Raw genomic sequence first — 17,774 nt, forward strand, 5'->3', positions numbered from 1 at the left:
ATTCAGGATCAACATAACAATGAAACGTTCTCATCTTTGGGTTTTAAATCCGTGCCTGCTTGCCATGCTTTCTACCTCTGCGTGGGCGGAAGAACAAAAGGAAGAAGATATTGTGGTCTCCGCCAGCCGTGCCCACCGCAGCGTGGCAGAGATGGCGCAGACCACCTGGGTTATTGAGCGGGCGGAAATTGAGCAGCAGGTACAGGGCGGGAAAGAGATTAAAGACGTGCTGGCCCAGCTGATCCCCGGCATGGACGTCAGCAGCCAGGGGCGTACCAACTACGGCATGAACCTGCGCGGTCGCTCCATGATGGTGATGGTGGACGGCGTGCGCCTGAACTCATCCCGCAGCGACAGCCGCCAGCTCGACTCTATCGATCCGTTCAACATTGACCGCATCGAAGTGATCTCCGGTGCCACCTCGCTCTACGGCGGCGGCAGTACCGGCGGGCTGGTGAACATCGTCACCAAAAAAGGCCAGCCGGAAACCGAAGTCGAGTTCCAGACCGGGGCAAAAAGCGGATTTAACAGCCATAACGACCATGATGAGAACGTCTCCGCTGCCGTGAGCGGCGGTAACGATAACGCGTCTGGCCGTCTGTCGGTCTCGTATCAGCGCTACGGCGGCTGGTATGACGGCAACGGCGACGAAGTGATTATCGATAACACCCAGACCGGCTTGCAGTATTCTGACCGTATCGACGTGATGGGAACAGGCACCATCAACATCGACGATCATCAGCAGCTCCAGTTAACCACGCAGTACTACAAGAGCGAATCCGACGGGAAACATGGCCTGTTCCTCGGGGAGAATTTTGCTGCGGTCACGGGCGATGCCAAAGCCTATAACAAAGACAACCTGAACTCTGACCGTATCCCGGGCACAGAGCGTCACCTGATTAACCTGCAATACTCGAACACCGACTTCTGGGGCCAGGATCTGGTTGCGCAGATTTACTACCGTGATGAGAGCCTGACCTACTACCCGTTCCCGACGCTGAGCAAAGGCGCGGTAACCAGCATTGGCGCATCCCAGCAGAAAACCGATTTTTATGGCGGCAAGCTGACGCTGAACAGCAAGCCGATGGACGATCTGACCCTTACCTGGGGCGTGGATGCCGACCATGAAACGTTCGACGCCAACCAGCAGTTCTTCGACTTAAGCAAAGCGGCGGCGAGCGGCGGCATGGAGCTGGACAACGCCTACAACGTGGGCCGTTATCCGGGTTACAGCATTACTAACCTCGCGCCGTTCCTGCAAGCCAGCTATGACATTGACGCCATCACCCTGAGCGGCGGCGTGCGCTACCAGTACACCGAAAATAAGGTGGATGATTTTGTCGGTTACGCCCAGCAGCAGGCTATTACCACGGGCAAAGCGACCTCCGCAGACGCGGTGCCGGGCGGGAAAACCGATTACAACAACTTCCTGTTTAACGCCGGGATCCTTGGACGTCTGACCGAACAGCAGCAGCTGTGGTTTAACTTCTCTCAGGGCTTCGAGATCCCGGATCTGGCGAAGTACTACGGTTCCGGCACCTATCAGCTGGTGGATGGTCACTATCGTCTGCAAAACAGCGTGAACGTGAACGACTCGACGCTGGACGGGATTAAGGTCAACGCTTACGAGCTGGGCTGGCGCTTCACCGGCGATAACCTGCGTACGCAGGTGGCGGCCTACTACTCGCTCTCGGATAAAACCATCACCATCAACAAGAGCGACATGACCATCAACCTGGAAGACGACAAACGTCGTATCTACGGGGTTGAAGGCCAGGTGGACTATTTCTTCACCGACAGCGACTGGAGCACCGGGGCGAACTTTAACGCCATCAAGTCCGAAACGCGTGAAAACGGGAAATGGGAGAAGCTGACGGTCGACAGCGCCAGCCCGTCGAAAGCCAGCGCATGGGTCAACTGGGCGCCGGGCGACTGGGCCCTGCGCGTGCAGAGCACTCAAACCTTCGACGTGTCGGATGCCGACGGTAAGAAGATCGATGGCTATAACACCATTGATTTCCTCGGCAGCTACGCCCTGCCGGTGGGGAAAGTCAGCTTCAGCGTGGAAAACCTGCTGGACAAAGACTACACCACCGCCTGGGGCCAGCGCGCACCGGGGCTGTATAGCCCAACCTACGGCGCACCGGGTCTGTATACTTACAAAGGCCGTGGACGTACGTTTGGTCTGAACTACTCCGTTCTGTTCTGATCCTTCGCGCCGCCTGCCTGCGGGCGGCGCAATTCGCTGTGCAATTTGAAAGCAAATTTGCTATTAAATCATCGGTTTGCTGAAATTCTCGGCAAACGAACAAAAACGTCGTTTTCCCCTTTGACAAGGCGCACGCAGGTCGATAATATTCGCCTCGTTCACACGATTCCTCTGTAGTTCAGTCGGTAGAACGGCGGACTGTTAATCCGTATGTCACTGGTTCGAGTCCAGTCAGAGGAGCCAAATTTCCTGCTTTCATGCATCCTTGCGAATCCTTATGTTATTTTGATTCAAGATGTTAGCGTGAAAACTCTTCCAGGTGCATTTTGATTTTACCCTCCGCATCGGGAAAAATTGGTGGTCAAATCTGGGGTCAGGTTAGTTCGATAATGGAGTGACCCCCATATGTCCCTTAGTGACGCAAAAATCCGTACTCTCAAACCTTCTGATAAACCCTTTAAAGTCTCCGATTCCCACGGCCTGTATCTGCTGGTCAAACCGGGCGGCTCCCGTCACTGGTATCTTAAATACCGTATTAACGGCAAAGAATCCCGTATTGCACTGGGTGCCTATCCTGCCGTCTCCCTGTCTGACGCCCGCCAGCAGCGCGAAGGTATCCGTAAGATGCTGGCGCTGCTCGCTTTTGTACAACAGCAACAACTGATACTGGCGTTATTAGCGGGGCTGACGATGCCGTTTTTTGCGTCGATGAAAAGCGATGAACGGCAGAAAGCGCCGCTCAGGAAAAAGCTGATTATTGCTTTTTCCCTGCTGTGTTTTCTCTATGGCACACTGGCCCCGATAGTTATCGGATCCTTTCAGTGGCTGTATAAAATAAAACTCACCAGTGATAATACAGTACTGGCCTGGTCAGTACGGATTGTATTCACTGTAACCGGGATTATTTTTCATATTATGCTTCGTCGGGTATTCACGCCGGAACTGGATAGAATTAAGAAACGCCTTGTTAAAAAGACCACCCTTGAACGGGAATTAAGTACTGATGTCCGCACCGTGAAATCCCTGCTACCGGAAACTCTGCATTATAACCCGCTGGATTATATCGACCTGAATAAAGGAATCTTTACTGGCATGGACAGGGAGAATGAATCGATGTATCTCCCGTTAAAGGACTGGCAGAAACAACACGCGGACATTATTGGCACCACCGGAGCCGGTAAAGGGGTCGCAGCCGGGATATTGCTCTACCAGAGCATTCTGGCCGGTGAAGGTGTCTTTGTTATGGACCCCAAGGATGATGAATGGGCTCCACACCTTTACCGCAAAGCCTGTGAGGATGCAGGCAAGCCTTTTGACTTAAGTTAGGGGCGCTAGTCCGGGTGGTATGCAGGGAAATCGTCATGGTTTTTTCTCCGTCAGTGTGTGATTTTCGTCTTCGTATCGCCTGACGGTTCGCTTTCCCGGCATCGTTCTGTCCTGCAAGGGCGCAGCATGCGTGCACTTCACCCTTGCGAGACGGGTTGTGTTGGGAAACGATTAACCGGAAGCGAATGCGGGAACGGAAAGCACACAGGAGAAAAAACTGCCCCTGCATAGCCGGACGTAGCGCCCCTTACTCCGCAGTGGTGAAATTAGATTGGTGGTAATGAGTCGGGGAATGGCATTAACAGGAGGTTCTTGTTGATGCTAGCACGCTTTCCTGCCGGGCGAGGCGATCCTGCTAACCGGGGGCGGTTAGTTCTTAAAATGTCTCGTTCCGGCATCAATCACTACCGAGTCCCTGCCGTCCCCTTATTGAGCGCCGCGTACAGTTTATTCACTACCACCCATAGTGAGCGATTTATTGAAGCAGGCCACAGCGCCGTAACCGCGGGCATCATATGCCGTAGTGGCGATCTGTCTTATTCTCAGTTCCCATCTATCAGTATGCGCCCATGCAAACTGACATTCCCCCAGTATTATGGGGACAGGGACAGACCTGCCAGCCTACTGGCATGACGTTGCGACAGACCCGTTGCCTCACACATGACTTCCACAGCTTCCCGCTTCTGGTCTGTCGTCAGAACTTTCGGCTCAGAGCCACCTGCAACGCTTCTTTATCCAGCATGACTTCTGCAAGCAACTCCTTGAGGCGGGCGTTCTCTTCTTCAAATGACTTAAGACGTTTCACCTCAGGCATTTCCATGCCATCAAACTTCTTGCGCCAAGTGTAGTACGCAGCATCAGAATAGCGTGCTTGCGGCAAAGCTCCCGGGCAAAAACTCCAGATTCAGCTTCGCGGAGGATACTGATGATCTGTTCGTCGGAAAAACGCTTCTTCATTATGATGTCCTCATGTGACTAATGAAGACGTTACTAACGTCGGTGTATCTTAATCGATCGTGAGCAGATCAAAGCCTCCGTTTGATGTTTTTTATAACAGTAAGTTATAAAAAATTGATAGCTCGATATGTATTGAGCCTCAAAAAACACCTATTCGATGGCAAGCTTTAAGAAAAGGTTCTTTAAGGAAATTGCACTCAGCATAAGGCTTCTTTTTCGCTTGACGTGCTAATGTTCTCATGAATTCGGTAGGTCTCAACCCCTCCTCCTTCCACTCATCTAGCACCTGAGTAAGCCAGTATTTACCGTCATTTTCTGCACAAACTTTGGCTTTATAACGTTCTTCTATACCGTACAAGTCTTTCCATGTTTCTAGTTCCTCCTCCAGCGTATCGGGACCGAACTGTATAATAATATCAGCAGGCTCAAGCGCATCGATATTTGCATGTTGTAGAGTAATCTGTAATTGAATTACATGACCCACTGAGGAAAATGGATTGAAGGCCTTACGACGAAGAGCGCCACTCTGAATAGGATCTTTGGATAACTTATATGTGCTATTGCATTCATGACAGGCCGGAGCAAGATTATGGAAATTTATTGAATTAAATGGGTATAAAGCTTTGGGCAAATAGTGGTCATAGGCCTCGCGCTTGCTATGGTTTCCACCCTTTATATCTCCAATACCACAAAAAGGACATTTACCCGCCTTGTTCACTGTTGCAAAGGATTGATAGTGATCATGTATATCACCGATCTTGGCACGCAGTACAGCGAGATCAAGCAGTGACTGTGAGTATAAGCCCTTAAAGAAAACAGCAAGTTGTTCTGCTATATCTTTGTGGTGAATGGCAATATCGGAATAACGGACAACTTGTATTGAAGGGTCATTAGCACATATTTTTTCCAGATCATTATTCCCTTGATACCACTGTTTAAACTGATCGATTTGTACCTCAGTCAGTGACGAAAACAAGCCATAAATTTTCTCTACATGGTTATAAAAGAAAACAGCACCTTGTGTATCCGAGGAAGAAAAATCCTCCATCACTTCATACAATTCTGCGTTAGCTTCAAACAGTTTAAGACAAAAAGGCCCTCCTACCCGCGCTTTGCACCATACCTCATAAAAAATAAAATCAATGAATGCCTGCATCTTTTCCATTTTGTGTGGCACATAGATATATGAAAACAGCATCAGTGCTAAACCTCGTCATTCGTTGGATTGTCGCTATCAAAAATAGCCTTGAGGAGTAATACTTTTTCCACCGAGTCACCCAATTGTTCATCAATTTCTGTGATCAGAGTTTCCTTGTCTTCAATGCCTTCGTTAAAACGTCTGCGTAAATCATCCAGTACTGCTTGCGCATGGCCACCGATAGTTTCACGTTTGCCGAAGGTATTCATAGTAATTTTATTGATTGATGCACCAAGTGTGTTGTATTTAGGTATGCTTATTGTGACCGCACCGCTATATTTATCCTTAGAAAACACCAGTACTTTTTCAGGTTTACTATCTGAGATAAGGAAAGGTGTATGAGTAGTGATCAACATTTCCTGCTCCACATTCTCAGTGTTACATAAACATTGGCGCATCCGGGTGATAAAACTGGCACGCCAATGTGGGTTGAAATGAGTCTCCGGTTCGTCTAACAGAAACAGGCTGTTGGTTTCTCTAAACAGTAAACATAGACCTAGGCTATGAAGCAATTGGTGTTCACCGTCCGAGAGTTCCTTGAGCATCATTGGCTCTTCTACTCCTTGTTTAGTAAAACGCACAAACTTGAAGCGCATAATTCGTTCGTCGGACGCCAACGTTGGTACCGTTTCACTGACATAGTGACTTGTTGAGCGATACAGATCAGTTTTGAGATTATCACTCACCTTATACAAATTGAGTGTCAGCAATACTTGGAACGCCTGGAATAGAGCCAGTGCCGAACCATTAAAATTCTCGCGAAAAGCCTGTCGAGTAGCATCATTAACCCAGTAGTCCAGAATTAGAGTGTCGTTAGACTCGTCCTCGTAATACAAGCTAGCGCAGCGTTTAAGCGCGCTGACTACCAAGGAGGATTTGTCATCCCCTTCCAGCAGCTGCATCAGGTTTAAGTGGTAACTTTGACCACTTTCTTCATCCATATCTACATGCAGAGCGGGGTTACTATTCAAAATGTCATCAAGTGATTGGTGCTGGTTTTTATCCTCGCTGGCAAACGAGGTCAACTGCTCCGGCGCAAGAGGAATACTGCGACGGATAATAATACGAAACTCCCGCAACGCCTCTATACCAACATCCTCACGGAAAGGTTGAAGCGCGGTTTCGTTTTGAAAAAGTAGATTACAAAGTAAAATAGCTTGGCTGAAACCACTGTCAAGATAGGCCAACCTCGACTCTGGATGGCCAGAGTAGCTCAGTTGTCGAGTCAAGGCATTCCAGTACTCATCGAACTGTACAAAGCGCATTTTGAAAAACGGTAGACTGAGAATTTCATTCTCGCCAGACGAGTAGCCCAACACATACTGAGGCAATAGAATATCGGCATGGCTTCCCTTGAAAACTTCATCAGCATTTGTGTCAAAGTCACTCTGATTGACCCAATGGAAACGAACAGACTCCCCGTTATTTTTCCACACGGAGACTTTTGCCCATTCTTGTCCGCCAGAGATTCGAAACTCTTCTGGTACTCGAATTAGATAATCCAGCTCAAATGAGATTGGTGATAAATCATGATCGGTACTTTGCAATACCTCAGGCAAAAAGCTTCGACGGACCCGCAAAATTTCCAACTGAAAGAAAATAGCTGCTAATGCTTCAAGCAGATTGGATTTACCACTGCCGTTGGGACCAGCACACACAAAAGGCGCAAAGCCTTCATGTTGATCCAATTCTTCCTGTAAATCCCATTCGGTTCTAAAATAGTGTTCAAAACCACAGGGCAGACTACGGAAGCCGGACGGATCAGAGATTTTTAGGCGTAATAGCTTCATACCAAAACCGCCTTAAGTTCAATGCAATTGTCAGCGTCATTGAATACCTGCTTCAGTGCACCAATAGCCAGAGCTTTGAACACCCAAGCTTTGATATGCTCATAGTCACTTTCACCAAACTTAGAATCAACGTCCGGATATAATTCCGCCAGCCGTGCCTGCGCCGTCATCATGAACTCATGTACTGAAAACGATGAGTTGCCCAATTGCGCTGTATAGGCCTCTAGCCATTCCTCGATCAGAGACTTGCGAGCCTCTGCATTATCCAACGCGGATGGTAAGCTATTAGTTACGGGTAGATAATTACCCGCTGCTATATGTTGTTCGGCATCCCCGTGTTCAGCGGCTTGTTCTCCACCTGATACCGGGAAAAATATCTGTGTCGGAATAGGCACACGTGAAACTTCTAATTCCCCCTTGAAAGCCTTTTGGCTAACAACATCATACAGGGACTCAAGATCAGCAAGACTTTGCTGATAGCGAAATTTAATAGCATGCGCTTTCTCTACAATAGTAGCGAATTTATTTTGTAACTTCAGTGGAGGCTTAAGGATAGGGATAGCCCTTAACTCTTGGGCATTAATGTTAGCCATACCAATAATATTACGACAAAGATTAAATAATTTTGCTTTTCCAAACTTTGAGTTCAGGTGCCCCCATACGAACCAAGGGTTAGTTTGTTGATCGAACCTAACACGAATGAGATAGCCAGCAATAATAACAGTTTCATCTCGATCGTAAACCGCCGTTTTACCAACCAATTCTTTTGAATTGGTTCGGTTGAAAACGAGATCTCCTTTCTGAAGAGAATATTTATCCAGATCCTTATTATCTACATCAATATATTTAAGATTCTCAAAATCCCAATAACCATCCGGAGTAATGTTATTCATCCGTATGTATTTATATTTTCCACCTTGCGCTGATACACTTGTCCCGTATCTTACATCGACAGCTAACTCACCTATTGTTGTTAGTTCCCATCCTTTTGCATTTTTTACCGGATCACTAAACATCTCGACGAATACACTCTTTAGTAGGTCATCTAGGTATTGCAAAAGTTGTTTACGTTGTTCAATTAGCCCTTCTACCTTGTCCAATAAATTAGCTATACGAGCCTGATCATTGATGGGAGGAAAAGGTACTTCCAAACTAAGAAAATCAGACTTCGTCAAGCTACGTCTACGTGCAACAACCCCTTGCATACGAGATGCATAGAGTCGCCTTGCCTCGGATGAGCGCAGATAACGCTCAAGGTAAGGGATATGGCATACCGATTCATCCTTGAGTTTCCAGATACCATAAGCTGGGCTAACGATTCCTGCCGGATATTTTGTCTGGAATCCAAGAACTCCCTCGTCAATAGGAAACCCAACAACAAGTTCGTTCTTGTATACAATACGATATTTAGACGTGTCTGAACTGGCAATCCGCTTCTTGAATTTGTCTGATTGGTCAACCAAACCATTTTTCATGGTTATTGATAGGACCGGAAGCTCTCGATTGCCTGCACGGTGATGACCGGATTGAGTTAATATGTCACCAAGGGGAATTGTCATTCTATTCATACTATCATCCCCTTTAACTCCAGTAGCTCGTACAATATGCCACTTTGTACTTTACTAAGCACTTTCTTATCCACATTCCCCACTTCTGCTTGAATTAGTCGTTCCAGAATAACTTCTGGCTGTTCGTACTGCACTTCTTCAAATATTTCTTCCTTATAGCGAGACAGCGAAAGGTCGTAATTCTCCGCTTCAATATCTATTCTTGGCACCATAAAACATTTAGCTGTACGATCTGTGTCAGACGCCTCATCACGGGAATGGTATTTTTGAATGATGTCTTGCAGATCGCCATAGCCTTCAAGCTTATTTCGTTTGTCATCCAATGAGTAACCATCGGAAGACATCTCATAAAACCAGACATAATCGGTAGCAGGTTTGGAAATTTTATCCCCCGGCCCGAAAACTTTGACGAACAATAAAATGGCAGTACTTACTCCAGCGTAGGGTTTAAACACTCCACTGGGCAGAGTAATAACAGCCTTGAGGTCGCAGCGCTCAACTAAAGTTTGCCGTAGTTCTTTGAATGCCTTGCCCGAGCCAAACAATACTCCTTGAGGCACAATTACACAGGCGGTACCGCCCTTTTTCAGCAAACGATAGATATTCTCAACAAACAAAAGCTCGGTTTTAGTGGTTGAGAGTTTCAAATTCTCATTAATATCCCCCCTGTCTATACTGCCAGTAAAAGGCGGGTTTGCTAGCACTATGTCATATTTGGTTTCTTCACTATAGCTCTTGCTTAGTGTGTCCTGATAATCAATATGCGGCTCATCAATTCCATGCATCATTAAGTTCATTAGGCCTAAACGCACCATAGTAGCGTCAATGTCATAACCATACAGACTCTCTTGCAAAAGAATCCGGGCCTTTTTGGTCAGAGCGGCAGTCACAGAAGTGCGAAAGAACCCATCTTCATCATGAGTAGATCCTTTTGAATTATCTCTTTTTGAGTTTTGAGATAAAGACAACTGAGTAAGGATGTACTGGTAGGCACCTAACAGAAACCCCCCCGTACCGCAGGCAGGGTCGGCAATACGTTGTCCCAGTTGCGGCTGGACTAGATCTGCCATCAATTTAATAATGTGGCGTGGTGTGCGAAATTGGCCGTTCTTGCCTGCGGTGGCGATTTCCGACAGCAGGAATTCATATACATCACCTTGAATGTCTTGGAAAGCTTGACCTTTTTCTTGAGAATCCCTTTTCATCATCTCGAAGATTTCGTCAATGGCCTTCACAGCCTCCACCAACAATGCTGACTTTGGGATAATGAATACTGCGTTTTTCATGTGATGAGTGAAGTTAGATTCAGCACCATTCAGATCTTTCAGAAAAGGAAAAACTTTGTCTCGCACATGTTGCAGCATCTCTTCGGGCTGCAATTTCTTGAACTCGCTCCAGCGAAGCGTGCGTTTATCTATAGGGTGTTGTTCCGTAACAGGGCGGTTTCTTTCCTCTGGTGGAATCCAAGTACCAGCAAACTTAGAAATGTATTTCTCACCACTCGTTTCACCTTCGTCTTGCCTTTTATGATCGAGTTCATCTAGCCGTTTCATAAACAACAGGTAGGTAATCTGTTCAATGGCTGTGAGCGGATTGCTAATGCCGCTACTCCAGAATTTATCCCAGAGGCGTTTGATCGCGCTTTGAAGGTCAGGGTTGTTTTGTAGCATGTGGCTGGGTTCTCGATTCAGTCTCTAATGAGGTGCTTTGTGACTGGCAGTTTACTCTTTTTTCAGAACATTTTCCTTTTTTAAGGTGGCAACATACCAGCCCATTTGGTTGCACCATAACATAACTATATGTTTCTTTTAGTAAAAGTAGCTCAATTAGTAACAGTATTCATAATGTCCTATCGGCAATAAGTCTCAGTAAATCACCAAATAATAAGGATTACATTCTATCAAAAAGACAGAAAACAGACAAAAAATTATCATTAGAAGACTTAAAAAGTGTAAATGTCTAAAAATCTTCCGAAAAGAGGTTATCCAAAATCCGTAGCGCTACCAACACGCCCGCTAAAATATTCACTAAATTCAGTGCCAAAAAACATCGCCATTCACACAGGATATCCGACATGAAATGCATACTCCAACTCTGAACGATTTGTGTAAGAGCGGACGGCATCAACACTGCCCTGAGATGTCTGTGGGGCACTTCCTGTGTAGATTGATTTTTCAAGACAGTAAATTCAGAGTTTTTCCTATGCTTAACAAGCAAGCATCCCGCCACTCAGTAGGCGGATAAAGTGCTAGCATCCTAGTCTCATACGCAGGGGTACCATCCAATCATAACGCCGCCTCTGCCTGTTCTACTTTATTGTAGTAATAAGCATCGCATCTACGCTTTGGTGCACACTCATTCGTAATTGGTGGTCATTATGGTGGTCTTGACAGGAAGAGCAACAAGGTTTAGCTTATTTATTAGCCAGTTATTGGCTTAGGCGATCCCAGTCAGAGGAGCCAAATTTGAAAAGCCTGCTTTTATAGCAGGCTTTTTGCTTTTGTGGGTTCGGTAAATTTGCCGGGTGGCGGCTGCGCCTTACCCGGCCTGCTGATTAGCGACTAAATCTGATAATCAATCGCCACTTCTTCCGGCTCCATCACCTGACGTTTGATCTCATCCACGGAGAGCCCCGCATTGCAGAGCTCGATAAATCGCCACACGTAGTTGCGCTGAAGTTGCCCGCGTTTCAGACCCAGCCAGACGGTATTCGCGTCGAACAGGTGACGCGTATCCAGACGCACCAGATTATCGGCTTCACGCTCTGCGCCAGACTGCTCGGCCACCAGGCCAATCCCCAGCCCTAGCTCAACGTAGGTTTTGATCACGTCTGAATCCTGTGCGCTCAGTACCACGTCCGGCGTGAGCCCTTTACGCTTGAATGCTTCATCAATGCGCGAGCGTCCGGTAATGCCCTGCCGGTAGGTAATCAGCGGCCATTTGGCGATCTCTTCCAGCGTCAGTGGTGAAACCTGGTTCAGGGGGTGATCGGCGGGTAACAGCAGGCTGTGATGCCAGCGGAACCACGGGAATGCCACCAGCAGCGGGTCGTTGCTCAGCCGCTCGCTGGCGATACCGATATCTGCCCCACCGTTATGCAGCAGCACTTCGATTTCCTGCGGCGTGCCCTGGATAAGCTCGAGCCGTACGTCAGGAAAGATTTCACGAAAGGCTTTGATCACCGTCGGAAGGCTGTAGCGCGCCTGCGTATGGGTGGTGGCGATGGTCAGCACCCCCGAAGCGTCGTTGGTAAAGAGATCCGCCAGCCGGCGAACGTTGCTGGCCTCGTTGAGAATGCGCTCAGCGATGGTCAGCAATGCCTTGCCTGGTTCCGTCATGCCCAGCAGGCGCTTGCCACGACGGATAAAAATCTCAATGCCTAACTCCTCCTCCAGCTCGCGGATATGCCGGCTGACGCCCGACTGGGAGGTGTAGAGCATGTTGGCGACTTCGGTCAGGTTGTAATCCCGCCTGGCCGCCTCACGAATAATTTTAAGTTGCTGGAAATTCACGATTCACTCCGGCGCATCTGACATAAGGCTATTGTTAGAGTCAGCCGGGCTGTAGAACAAATAATAAAAACCAGCATCTTATGCTTATTTGGAATATCAGCTGACCAGTTGCAGCTCGCGGTTTTCCAGCGACGGCTTGCTGACCAGAGACATCAGGATCTCTTTCACCGCCTGCGCCTGCGGTGTCAGTGAACCGCGCGCGGACATATTCAAAGAGAGCGGTAAGCTCATGGATGGCGTAGTGATGCGGGCCATCCAGCCGTTCGCCGCGCTGCACAGTGAACGTGCGGCAGACTCGGGCAGTACCGTCACCCCCATACCGCTGGCAATGGCGGCAGTCAGCGTGGAGATGGAGTCAATCTCTCCGATAATTTTGGCCGTCAGACGACGCAGCGAGAACGCTTCGTCGACGCGCACGCGCACGGCGCTGTAGTCGCGCGGCAGGAACAGATTCATCTCCGCCACGGCGGTTAAATCAATGCTCTGTCCCGGGCAATCACGGGTCCCGACCAGATAAAGATCTTCCTTCAGCAGCGGCTGGCTGGTGATCCCGGCAACCGGTGAGCGGTCGTACAGCACGGCCATGTCCAGCTGACCGTTGAGCAGTTTGTCATTGAGCACGGAACCGCTGTTCTCATGCAGATAAACCAGCACTTCCGGTAGCTCAGCGCGCACCGCCTGAAGCAGCGGCATGGTGACAGACGATGCGGCCGTCCCCGGCGCCAGGCCGATGGAGACATGCCCGCTCAGGGTCTGACCCACATTATGAACGGCCAGCTGCGCCTGTTCGCACTGACGCAGGATCGTGCGGGCATGGGTGTATAAAATTTTTCCCGCTTCGGTAGGCGTTACGCCGCGCTTGGTGCGGATCAACAGTTGCTGGTCCATTTCGCCTTCCAGAGTCGCGACCTGCTGGCTCAGCGCAGGCTGCGCGATATGCAGCACTTCAGCCGCCTGGGTCAGGCTGCCGATATCGACGATTTTTACGAAGTATTTCAGTCGTCTTAAGTTCATGTTGCCCCCTGTTCGAAAATAGCGTGCCGGTAACGGCTGTGTTGTTAAACAGGTTTTGCAATATGGATGCCAGTTTTTGGCGGCGGGAGAATATCTGCGCTAAGCGGCTGAAAATAAGGAAAGCCAATCGCTAATGCCAGTTTTGAGTCCGGGACAGTGGTTTCCGATCTGCCCCATTCGGGGTATATCTGCACAAAAATGGTGCATTCCGTTGGCAAAAACGTCACTTTGCTGGTTTTGTCAGCAAACAGTTAAAAGTCGGCGATCCATCCTTTGACAAGGCGTACGCAGGTCGATAATATGCGCCCCGTTCACACGATTCCTCTGTAGTTCAGTCGGTAGAACGGCGGACTGTTAATCCGTATGTCACTGGTTCGAGTCCAGTCAGAGGAGCCAAATTTGAAAAGCCTGCTTTTAAAGCAGGCTTTTTGCTTTTCTGCGTTCGGTAAGTTTGTCGGGTGGCGGCTGCGCCTTACCCGACCTACGGTCCTGTTTGCCCGGTAAGCGCAGCGCCACCGGGCATAGCAAGCCTCACCGGCATCCCCGACCGCCGATCCAGCTCAGCGGCCGCGCCCTCGCTCACGAGCTGCGACCGCAATGCAGCCGTAATGGGCAGCGGCACCTTGTTGGTCGATTCAAATTCTGCGCGATTACGTGATAATGGCTCATGAATTTCCGCCCAGCGGCTGCCGTCCGGCTCGGTGGTCACTTTTACGGGCTGATCGATAAGCTGTACCCGCGTCCCCACCGAAACGTTATCAAACAGGTATTTGATATCGTTATTACGCAGGCGAATGCAGCCCTGGCTGACGCGCAGGCCGATGCCGAAATTCGAGTTGGTACCGTGAATAGCGTACAACCTGCCGATATAGAGAGCATACAGCCCCATCGGGTTATCCGGCCCGGCGGGGACGAACGCGGGCAACGTTTTCCCCTCTTTCGCGTAAGCGCGCCGCGTGTTGGGCGTCGGTGACCAGGTTGGGCCTTCCTGCTTGCGCTCAACGGCGGTTACCCAGTTACGCGGCGTCTCGCGCCCGGCCTGACCAATGCCAATAGGCAAGACCTCAACCGTATTGCTGCCGGGTGGATAATAGTAAAGACGCATTTCCGCGACGTTCACCACAATCCCCTCGCGCACCGTTGGCGGCAAAATTAACTGCTGCGGCACCACCAGCTGTGTACCGGCACGCGGTAAAAACGGATCTACCCCCGGGTTAGCTTCCAGCATATTGCTCAACCCCTGCCCGTGCTGCGCTGCAAACGCTTCGAGCGGCAGGGTATTGCCTTCAGGTACGGTGACGGTTATCGGCGCTCCCACCAGGCGGCTCCCCTCGGGAGGCAGCGGGTAGGTGACAGCAGATGCAGCGGGAACCAGCATACAAAGCGTAAAAACGAACGCGGCAAATCGAATCATAGTGTTCTGTACTCATCCAAAAGAGAAAGCCTGCCGGTGGGCAGGCTTATCATACTCATGCAATCACTTTTTCGTCGTGCGCCATCTCCGGGTAAGGACTTTTTCCGCTTCAACGATCATGAACATCGCAAACCCGACCAGGAAAGTAATGATCCAGTAGCGGAACGGCAGCGCCTCGGTACCGAACAGCATTTGCATGAACGGCGCATAGACGATCAGAAGCTGAAGCGCCAGCAGCACGCCGCTCACAATCCATATCCCCTTGTTAGCCAGCAGACCTTTACTCAGGGAGAAGCCGTCGGTGACGCGGCAGTTGAGCATGTAAAACCACTGGGCAGTCACCAGCATTTGCAGCAACACGGTGCGGATGAACTCCGGCGAGTAGCCGCGCGGTTGTAGCCAGGCCTCCAGCACAAAGGCGCTGATAGCGATCATCAGGCCGACAAACACCACGCGCCAGATGGCGTAACCGTCCATCACGTGCAGGTTAGACTTACGCGGCGGCCGGTTCATGATGTCCTTCTCACCCGCTTCAAACGCCAGGCCAAACGACAGCGTTGCCGAGGTTGCCATGTTCATCCACAGGATCAGTACCGGTGTTAGCGGGATCAGGTTCCCCGCCAGCAGGGCGATAATGATCAGCAGAGCCTGGGCGATGTTGCTGGGGATCACGAACAGAATGGTCTTTTTCAGGTTGTCGTAGACCCGACGCCCTTCATGTACCGCCCGGGCAATGGTGGCAAAGTTATCGTCCGTTAACACCATGTCGGCGGCTTCTTTGGTGACTTCAGTACCTTTGATCCCCATCGCGATGCCGACATCAGCCCGCTTCAGCGCCGGCGCATCGTTCACCCCGTCCCCGGTCATCCCGACCACTTCCTGCTTACTTTGCAGCGCCTGCACCAGGCGGAATTTATCTTCCGGGCTGGTTCGGGCAAAGATATCGTATTTTTGCGCCGCGTCGCTCAGCTGATGGTCGTCCATCGCCTCCAGCTCGCGTCCGGTGATGGCGCTCGCCGCGTTGCCAATACCCAGCATCTGCCCGATGCTCATCGCCGTTTGCGGATGATCCCCGGTGATCATTTTCACGCGAATGCCCGCCTGTAGGCAGTCGGCAATGGCCGTAATGGCTTCCGGGCGCGGGGGATCCATCATGCCCGCGATGCCGAGCAGAATAACGCCCTCTTGCAGATCGGCATGGGTCAGCTCGTGCTGGCCGCTGGCGGCTGGCTTCCAGGCCGCAGCCACCATGCGCAATCCTTCGCGCGCATACTCTTCAATCTTCTCTTCCCAGTAGTGCAGGTTGAACGGCTCGAGCCCGCTGTGGGTCTGCTGGTGCTGACAAAGACGGAAAAGGACGTCCGGCGCACCGGTAATTAACATCACCTCTTCGTCGCCCAGACGATACAGGGTGGACATGTATTTGTACTGCGAATCAAAGGGGATTTTACTGCGCAACTCGGCATCAACTGCTGGCAGCGGGATTTTGGCCGCCAGCACCTTCAGCGCGCCTTCGGTGGGGCCGCCGGTGATTTTCCATAACCCCTGCTCATCTTTGATCAGCTGGCTGTCATTACAGAGATCGACGGTGCGCAGATAGCGCTCCAGCACAGATCCCTGGGTCACGCTGACTGGCGTCGGATCGTCAACAGGGTGAATAGTGCCTACCGGCTCGTAGCTGTCGCCCTCCACGCGGTAGGTGGTATCCGCGGTAATCACCGCTTTTACCGTCATTTCATTCATGGTCAGGGTGCCGGTTTTATCCGAGCAGATAACCGTCATCGCCCCCAGGGTTTCCACGGTAGGCAGCTTGCGAATAATCGCCTTGCGGCGCGCCATCGCCTGCACGCCCAGCGAGAGGATGATCGAGATAATGGCCGGTAATCCTTCCGGCACCGCCGCCACCGCCAGGCTAATCAGCGACAGCACCAGCTCTGAAACGGGCATATCGCGGAAGATGAGGCTGAAAACAAACAGCGCCAGCATCATGACCAGAATGGTGATGAAAATGGTCTTGCCGAGCTTGTCCATTTGCACCATCAGCGGGGTACGGTGTTTTTCGATGTCCGACATCATCTGGTTGATATGGCCGAGCTCGGTCTCACCGCCGGTCGCTACCACCAGCCCTTTTCCCCCACCGGAGCTGACCGTGGTGCCGGAATACAGCAGGTTGTAACGGTCGCCTAACGGCAGTTCACCGCTGAGCGCATCGCTGCTTTTCTCCACCACGGTGGATTCGCCGGTGAGGATAGCCTCTTCCACCCGCAGGTTGTGCGCCTCTATCACGCGAAGGTCGGCAGGAATGCGATCTCCGGCGCGTATAACCACGATGTCTCCCGGCACCAGCGCCGTGGTGGGGATGGTTTCATGGCTGCCCTGCCGGATGACCACCGCCTCGCTGGAGAGCATATTGCGAATACTTTGCAGCGATTTTTCCGCATTGCTCTCCTGAATATGGCCAATCAGGGCGTTAATGACGGCCACCCCGAGAATGACAAACATATCCACCCAGTGTCCCATTATCAGCTTCAGCAGCGCCGCCACCAGAAGAACGTAAATGAGAACATCGTTGAAATGGGCCAGAAAGCGCAGCCAGCCGGGTTTACCCGGTTTTTGCGGTAAGGCATTTTCACCATATTTGTCCAGCCTGACGGTGGCTTCCGCACTGCTAAGTCCGTCCAGGCTGGATTGGATATTTGTCAGGGTTTCATCAACGGTCTGTTGATAATACGGACGGTGAGGCTTTTCTGTTATCATCGTTCCTTCCTCGGGTTCTTTTCAGAAAT

At 50.4% G+C, this 17,774-nt stretch carries 9 protein-coding genes, 2 tRNA genes and 3 pseudogenes; 5 read left to right on the forward strand and 9 right to left on the reverse strand.

Going from position 1 to position 17,774, the window contains the following annotated elements:
- Positions 1-19: 19 nt before the first annotated feature.
- The 4 genes and pseudogenes from INF58_RS17530 to INF58_RS21040 all read left to right on the forward strand — a co-directional run.
- Entirely contained in the window at positions 20-2,209 is a 2,190-nt protein-coding gene (locus INF58_RS17530) for a TonB-dependent siderophore receptor (RefSeq protein WP_193528189.1), read from the forward strand.
- Positions 2,210-2,376: 167 nt separating this feature from the next.
- Positions 2,377-2,452, forward strand: a tRNA-Asn gene (locus INF58_RS17535).
- 162 nt (positions 2,453-2,614) lie between these two features.
- Positions 2,615-2,845: pseudogene (locus INF58_RS17540) on the forward strand (Arm DNA-binding domain-containing protein); the annotation flags it as partial.
- A pseudogene (locus tag INF58_RS21040) lies at positions 2,834-3,529 on the forward strand (MFS transporter); the annotation flags it as partial. The pseudogenes INF58_RS17540 and INF58_RS21040, both read left to right, overlap by 12 nt.
- Positions 3,530-4,134: 605 nt before the next feature.
- Here the strand turns inward: INF58_RS21040 and INF58_RS17550 are convergent.
- The 7 genes and pseudogenes from INF58_RS17550 to nac all read right to left on the reverse strand — a co-directional run.
- Positions 4,135-4,492 (reverse strand): annotated as a pseudogene (locus INF58_RS17550) (transposase); the annotation flags it as partial.
- Positions 4,493-4,631: 139 nt separating this feature from the next.
- Positions 4,632-5,690 (reverse strand): HNH endonuclease, encoded by a 1,059-nt coding sequence (locus tag INF58_RS17555; protein ID WP_193528190.1) that lies wholly within the window; start codon positions 5,688-5,690, stop codon positions 4,632-4,634.
- 5 nt (positions 5,691-5,695) lie between these two features.
- Entirely contained in the window at positions 5,696-7,480 is a 1,785-nt protein-coding gene (locus INF58_RS17560) for a restriction system-associated AAA family ATPase (protein ID WP_058679823.1), read from the reverse strand.
- A complete protein-coding gene (locus INF58_RS17565; protein ID WP_193528191.1) occupies positions 7,477-9,048 on the reverse strand; it encodes a restriction endonuclease subunit S in 1,572 nt (523 codons plus the stop codon). Before INF58_RS17565 ends, INF58_RS17560 begins: the two co-directional genes overlap by 4 nt.
- A complete protein-coding gene (locus INF58_RS17570) occupies positions 9,045-10,718 on the reverse strand; it encodes a type I restriction-modification system subunit M (protein ID WP_193528192.1) in 1,674 nt (557 codons plus the stop codon). Before INF58_RS17570 ends, INF58_RS17565 begins: the two co-directional genes overlap by 4 nt.
- 891 nt (positions 10,719-11,609) lie before the next feature.
- Positions 11,610-12,560 carry an HTH-type transcriptional regulator Cbl gene (gene cbl / locus INF58_RS17575; RefSeq protein ID WP_063868384.1) on the reverse strand — a complete coding sequence of 317 codons (951 nt, stop codon included), beginning with the start codon at positions 12,558-12,560 and terminating at the stop codon, positions 11,610-11,612.
- 96 nt (positions 12,561-12,656) lie between these two features.
- Complete coding sequence (gene nac, locus INF58_RS17580) at positions 12,657-13,574, reverse strand: nitrogen assimilation transcriptional regulator NAC (protein ID WP_063450207.1); 918 nt, start codon at positions 13,572-13,574, stop codon at positions 12,657-12,659.
- 320 nt (positions 13,575-13,894) lie between these two features.
- On the opposite strand from nac, the gene INF58_RS17585 reads away from it, so the two are divergent.
- Positions 13,895-13,970, forward strand: a tRNA-Asn gene (locus INF58_RS17585).
- 85 nt (positions 13,971-14,055) lie between these two features.
- Here INF58_RS17585 and ldtA read toward each other — a convergent pair.
- On the reverse strand, positions 14,056-14,988 hold the full coding sequence (ldtA, locus tag INF58_RS17590) for a L,D-transpeptidase (protein ID WP_193528193.1): 933 nt from the start codon (positions 14,986-14,988) through the stop codon (positions 14,056-14,058).
- A 63-nt stretch (positions 14,989-15,051) separates the two neighbouring features.
- Complete coding sequence (locus INF58_RS17595; protein ID WP_193528194.1) at positions 15,052-17,745, reverse strand: cation-transporting P-type ATPase; 2,694 nt, start codon at positions 17,743-17,745, stop codon at positions 15,052-15,054.
- Positions 17,746-17,774: the final 29 nt, after the last annotated feature.

The organism is Enterobacter cloacae complex sp. P24RS, assembly GCF_014982165.1.
GTDB classification, from domain to species: Bacteria; Pseudomonadota; Gammaproteobacteria; order Enterobacterales; family Enterobacteriaceae; genus Enterobacter; species Enterobacter quasihormaechei.

What these genes read in the sequence shown, in the direction of transcription:
- INF58_RS17530 (WP_193528189.1), top strand. Translation starts at nt 20, where the DNA reads ATGAAACGTTCTCATCTTTGGGTTTTAAATCCGTGCCTGCTTGCCATG.
- INF58_RS17555 (WP_193528190.1), bottom strand. Translation starts at nt 5,690, where the DNA reads ATGCTGTTTTCATATATCTATGTGCCACACAAAATGGAAAAGATGCAG.
- INF58_RS17560 (WP_058679823.1), bottom strand. Translation starts at nt 7,480, where the DNA reads ATGAAGCTATTACGCCTAAAAATCTCTGATCCGTCCGGCTTCCGTAGT.
- INF58_RS17565 (WP_193528191.1), bottom strand. Translation starts at nt 9,048, where the DNA reads ATGAATAGAATGACAATTCCCCTTGGTGACATATTAACTCAATCCGGT.
- INF58_RS17570 (WP_193528192.1), bottom strand. Translation starts at nt 10,718, where the DNA reads ATGCTACAAAACAACCCTGACCTTCAAAGCGCGATCAAACGCCTCTGG.
- nac (WP_063450207.1), bottom strand. Translation starts at nt 13,574, where the DNA reads ATGAACTTAAGACGACTGAAATACTTCGTAAAAATCGTCGATATCGGC.
- ldtA (WP_193528193.1), bottom strand. Translation starts at nt 14,988, where the DNA reads ATGATTCGATTTGCCGCGTTCGTTTTTACGCTTTGTATGCTGGTTCCC.
- INF58_RS17595 (WP_193528194.1), bottom strand. Translation starts at nt 17,745, where the DNA reads ATGATAACAGAAAAGCCTCACCGTCCGTATTATCAACAGACCGTTGAT.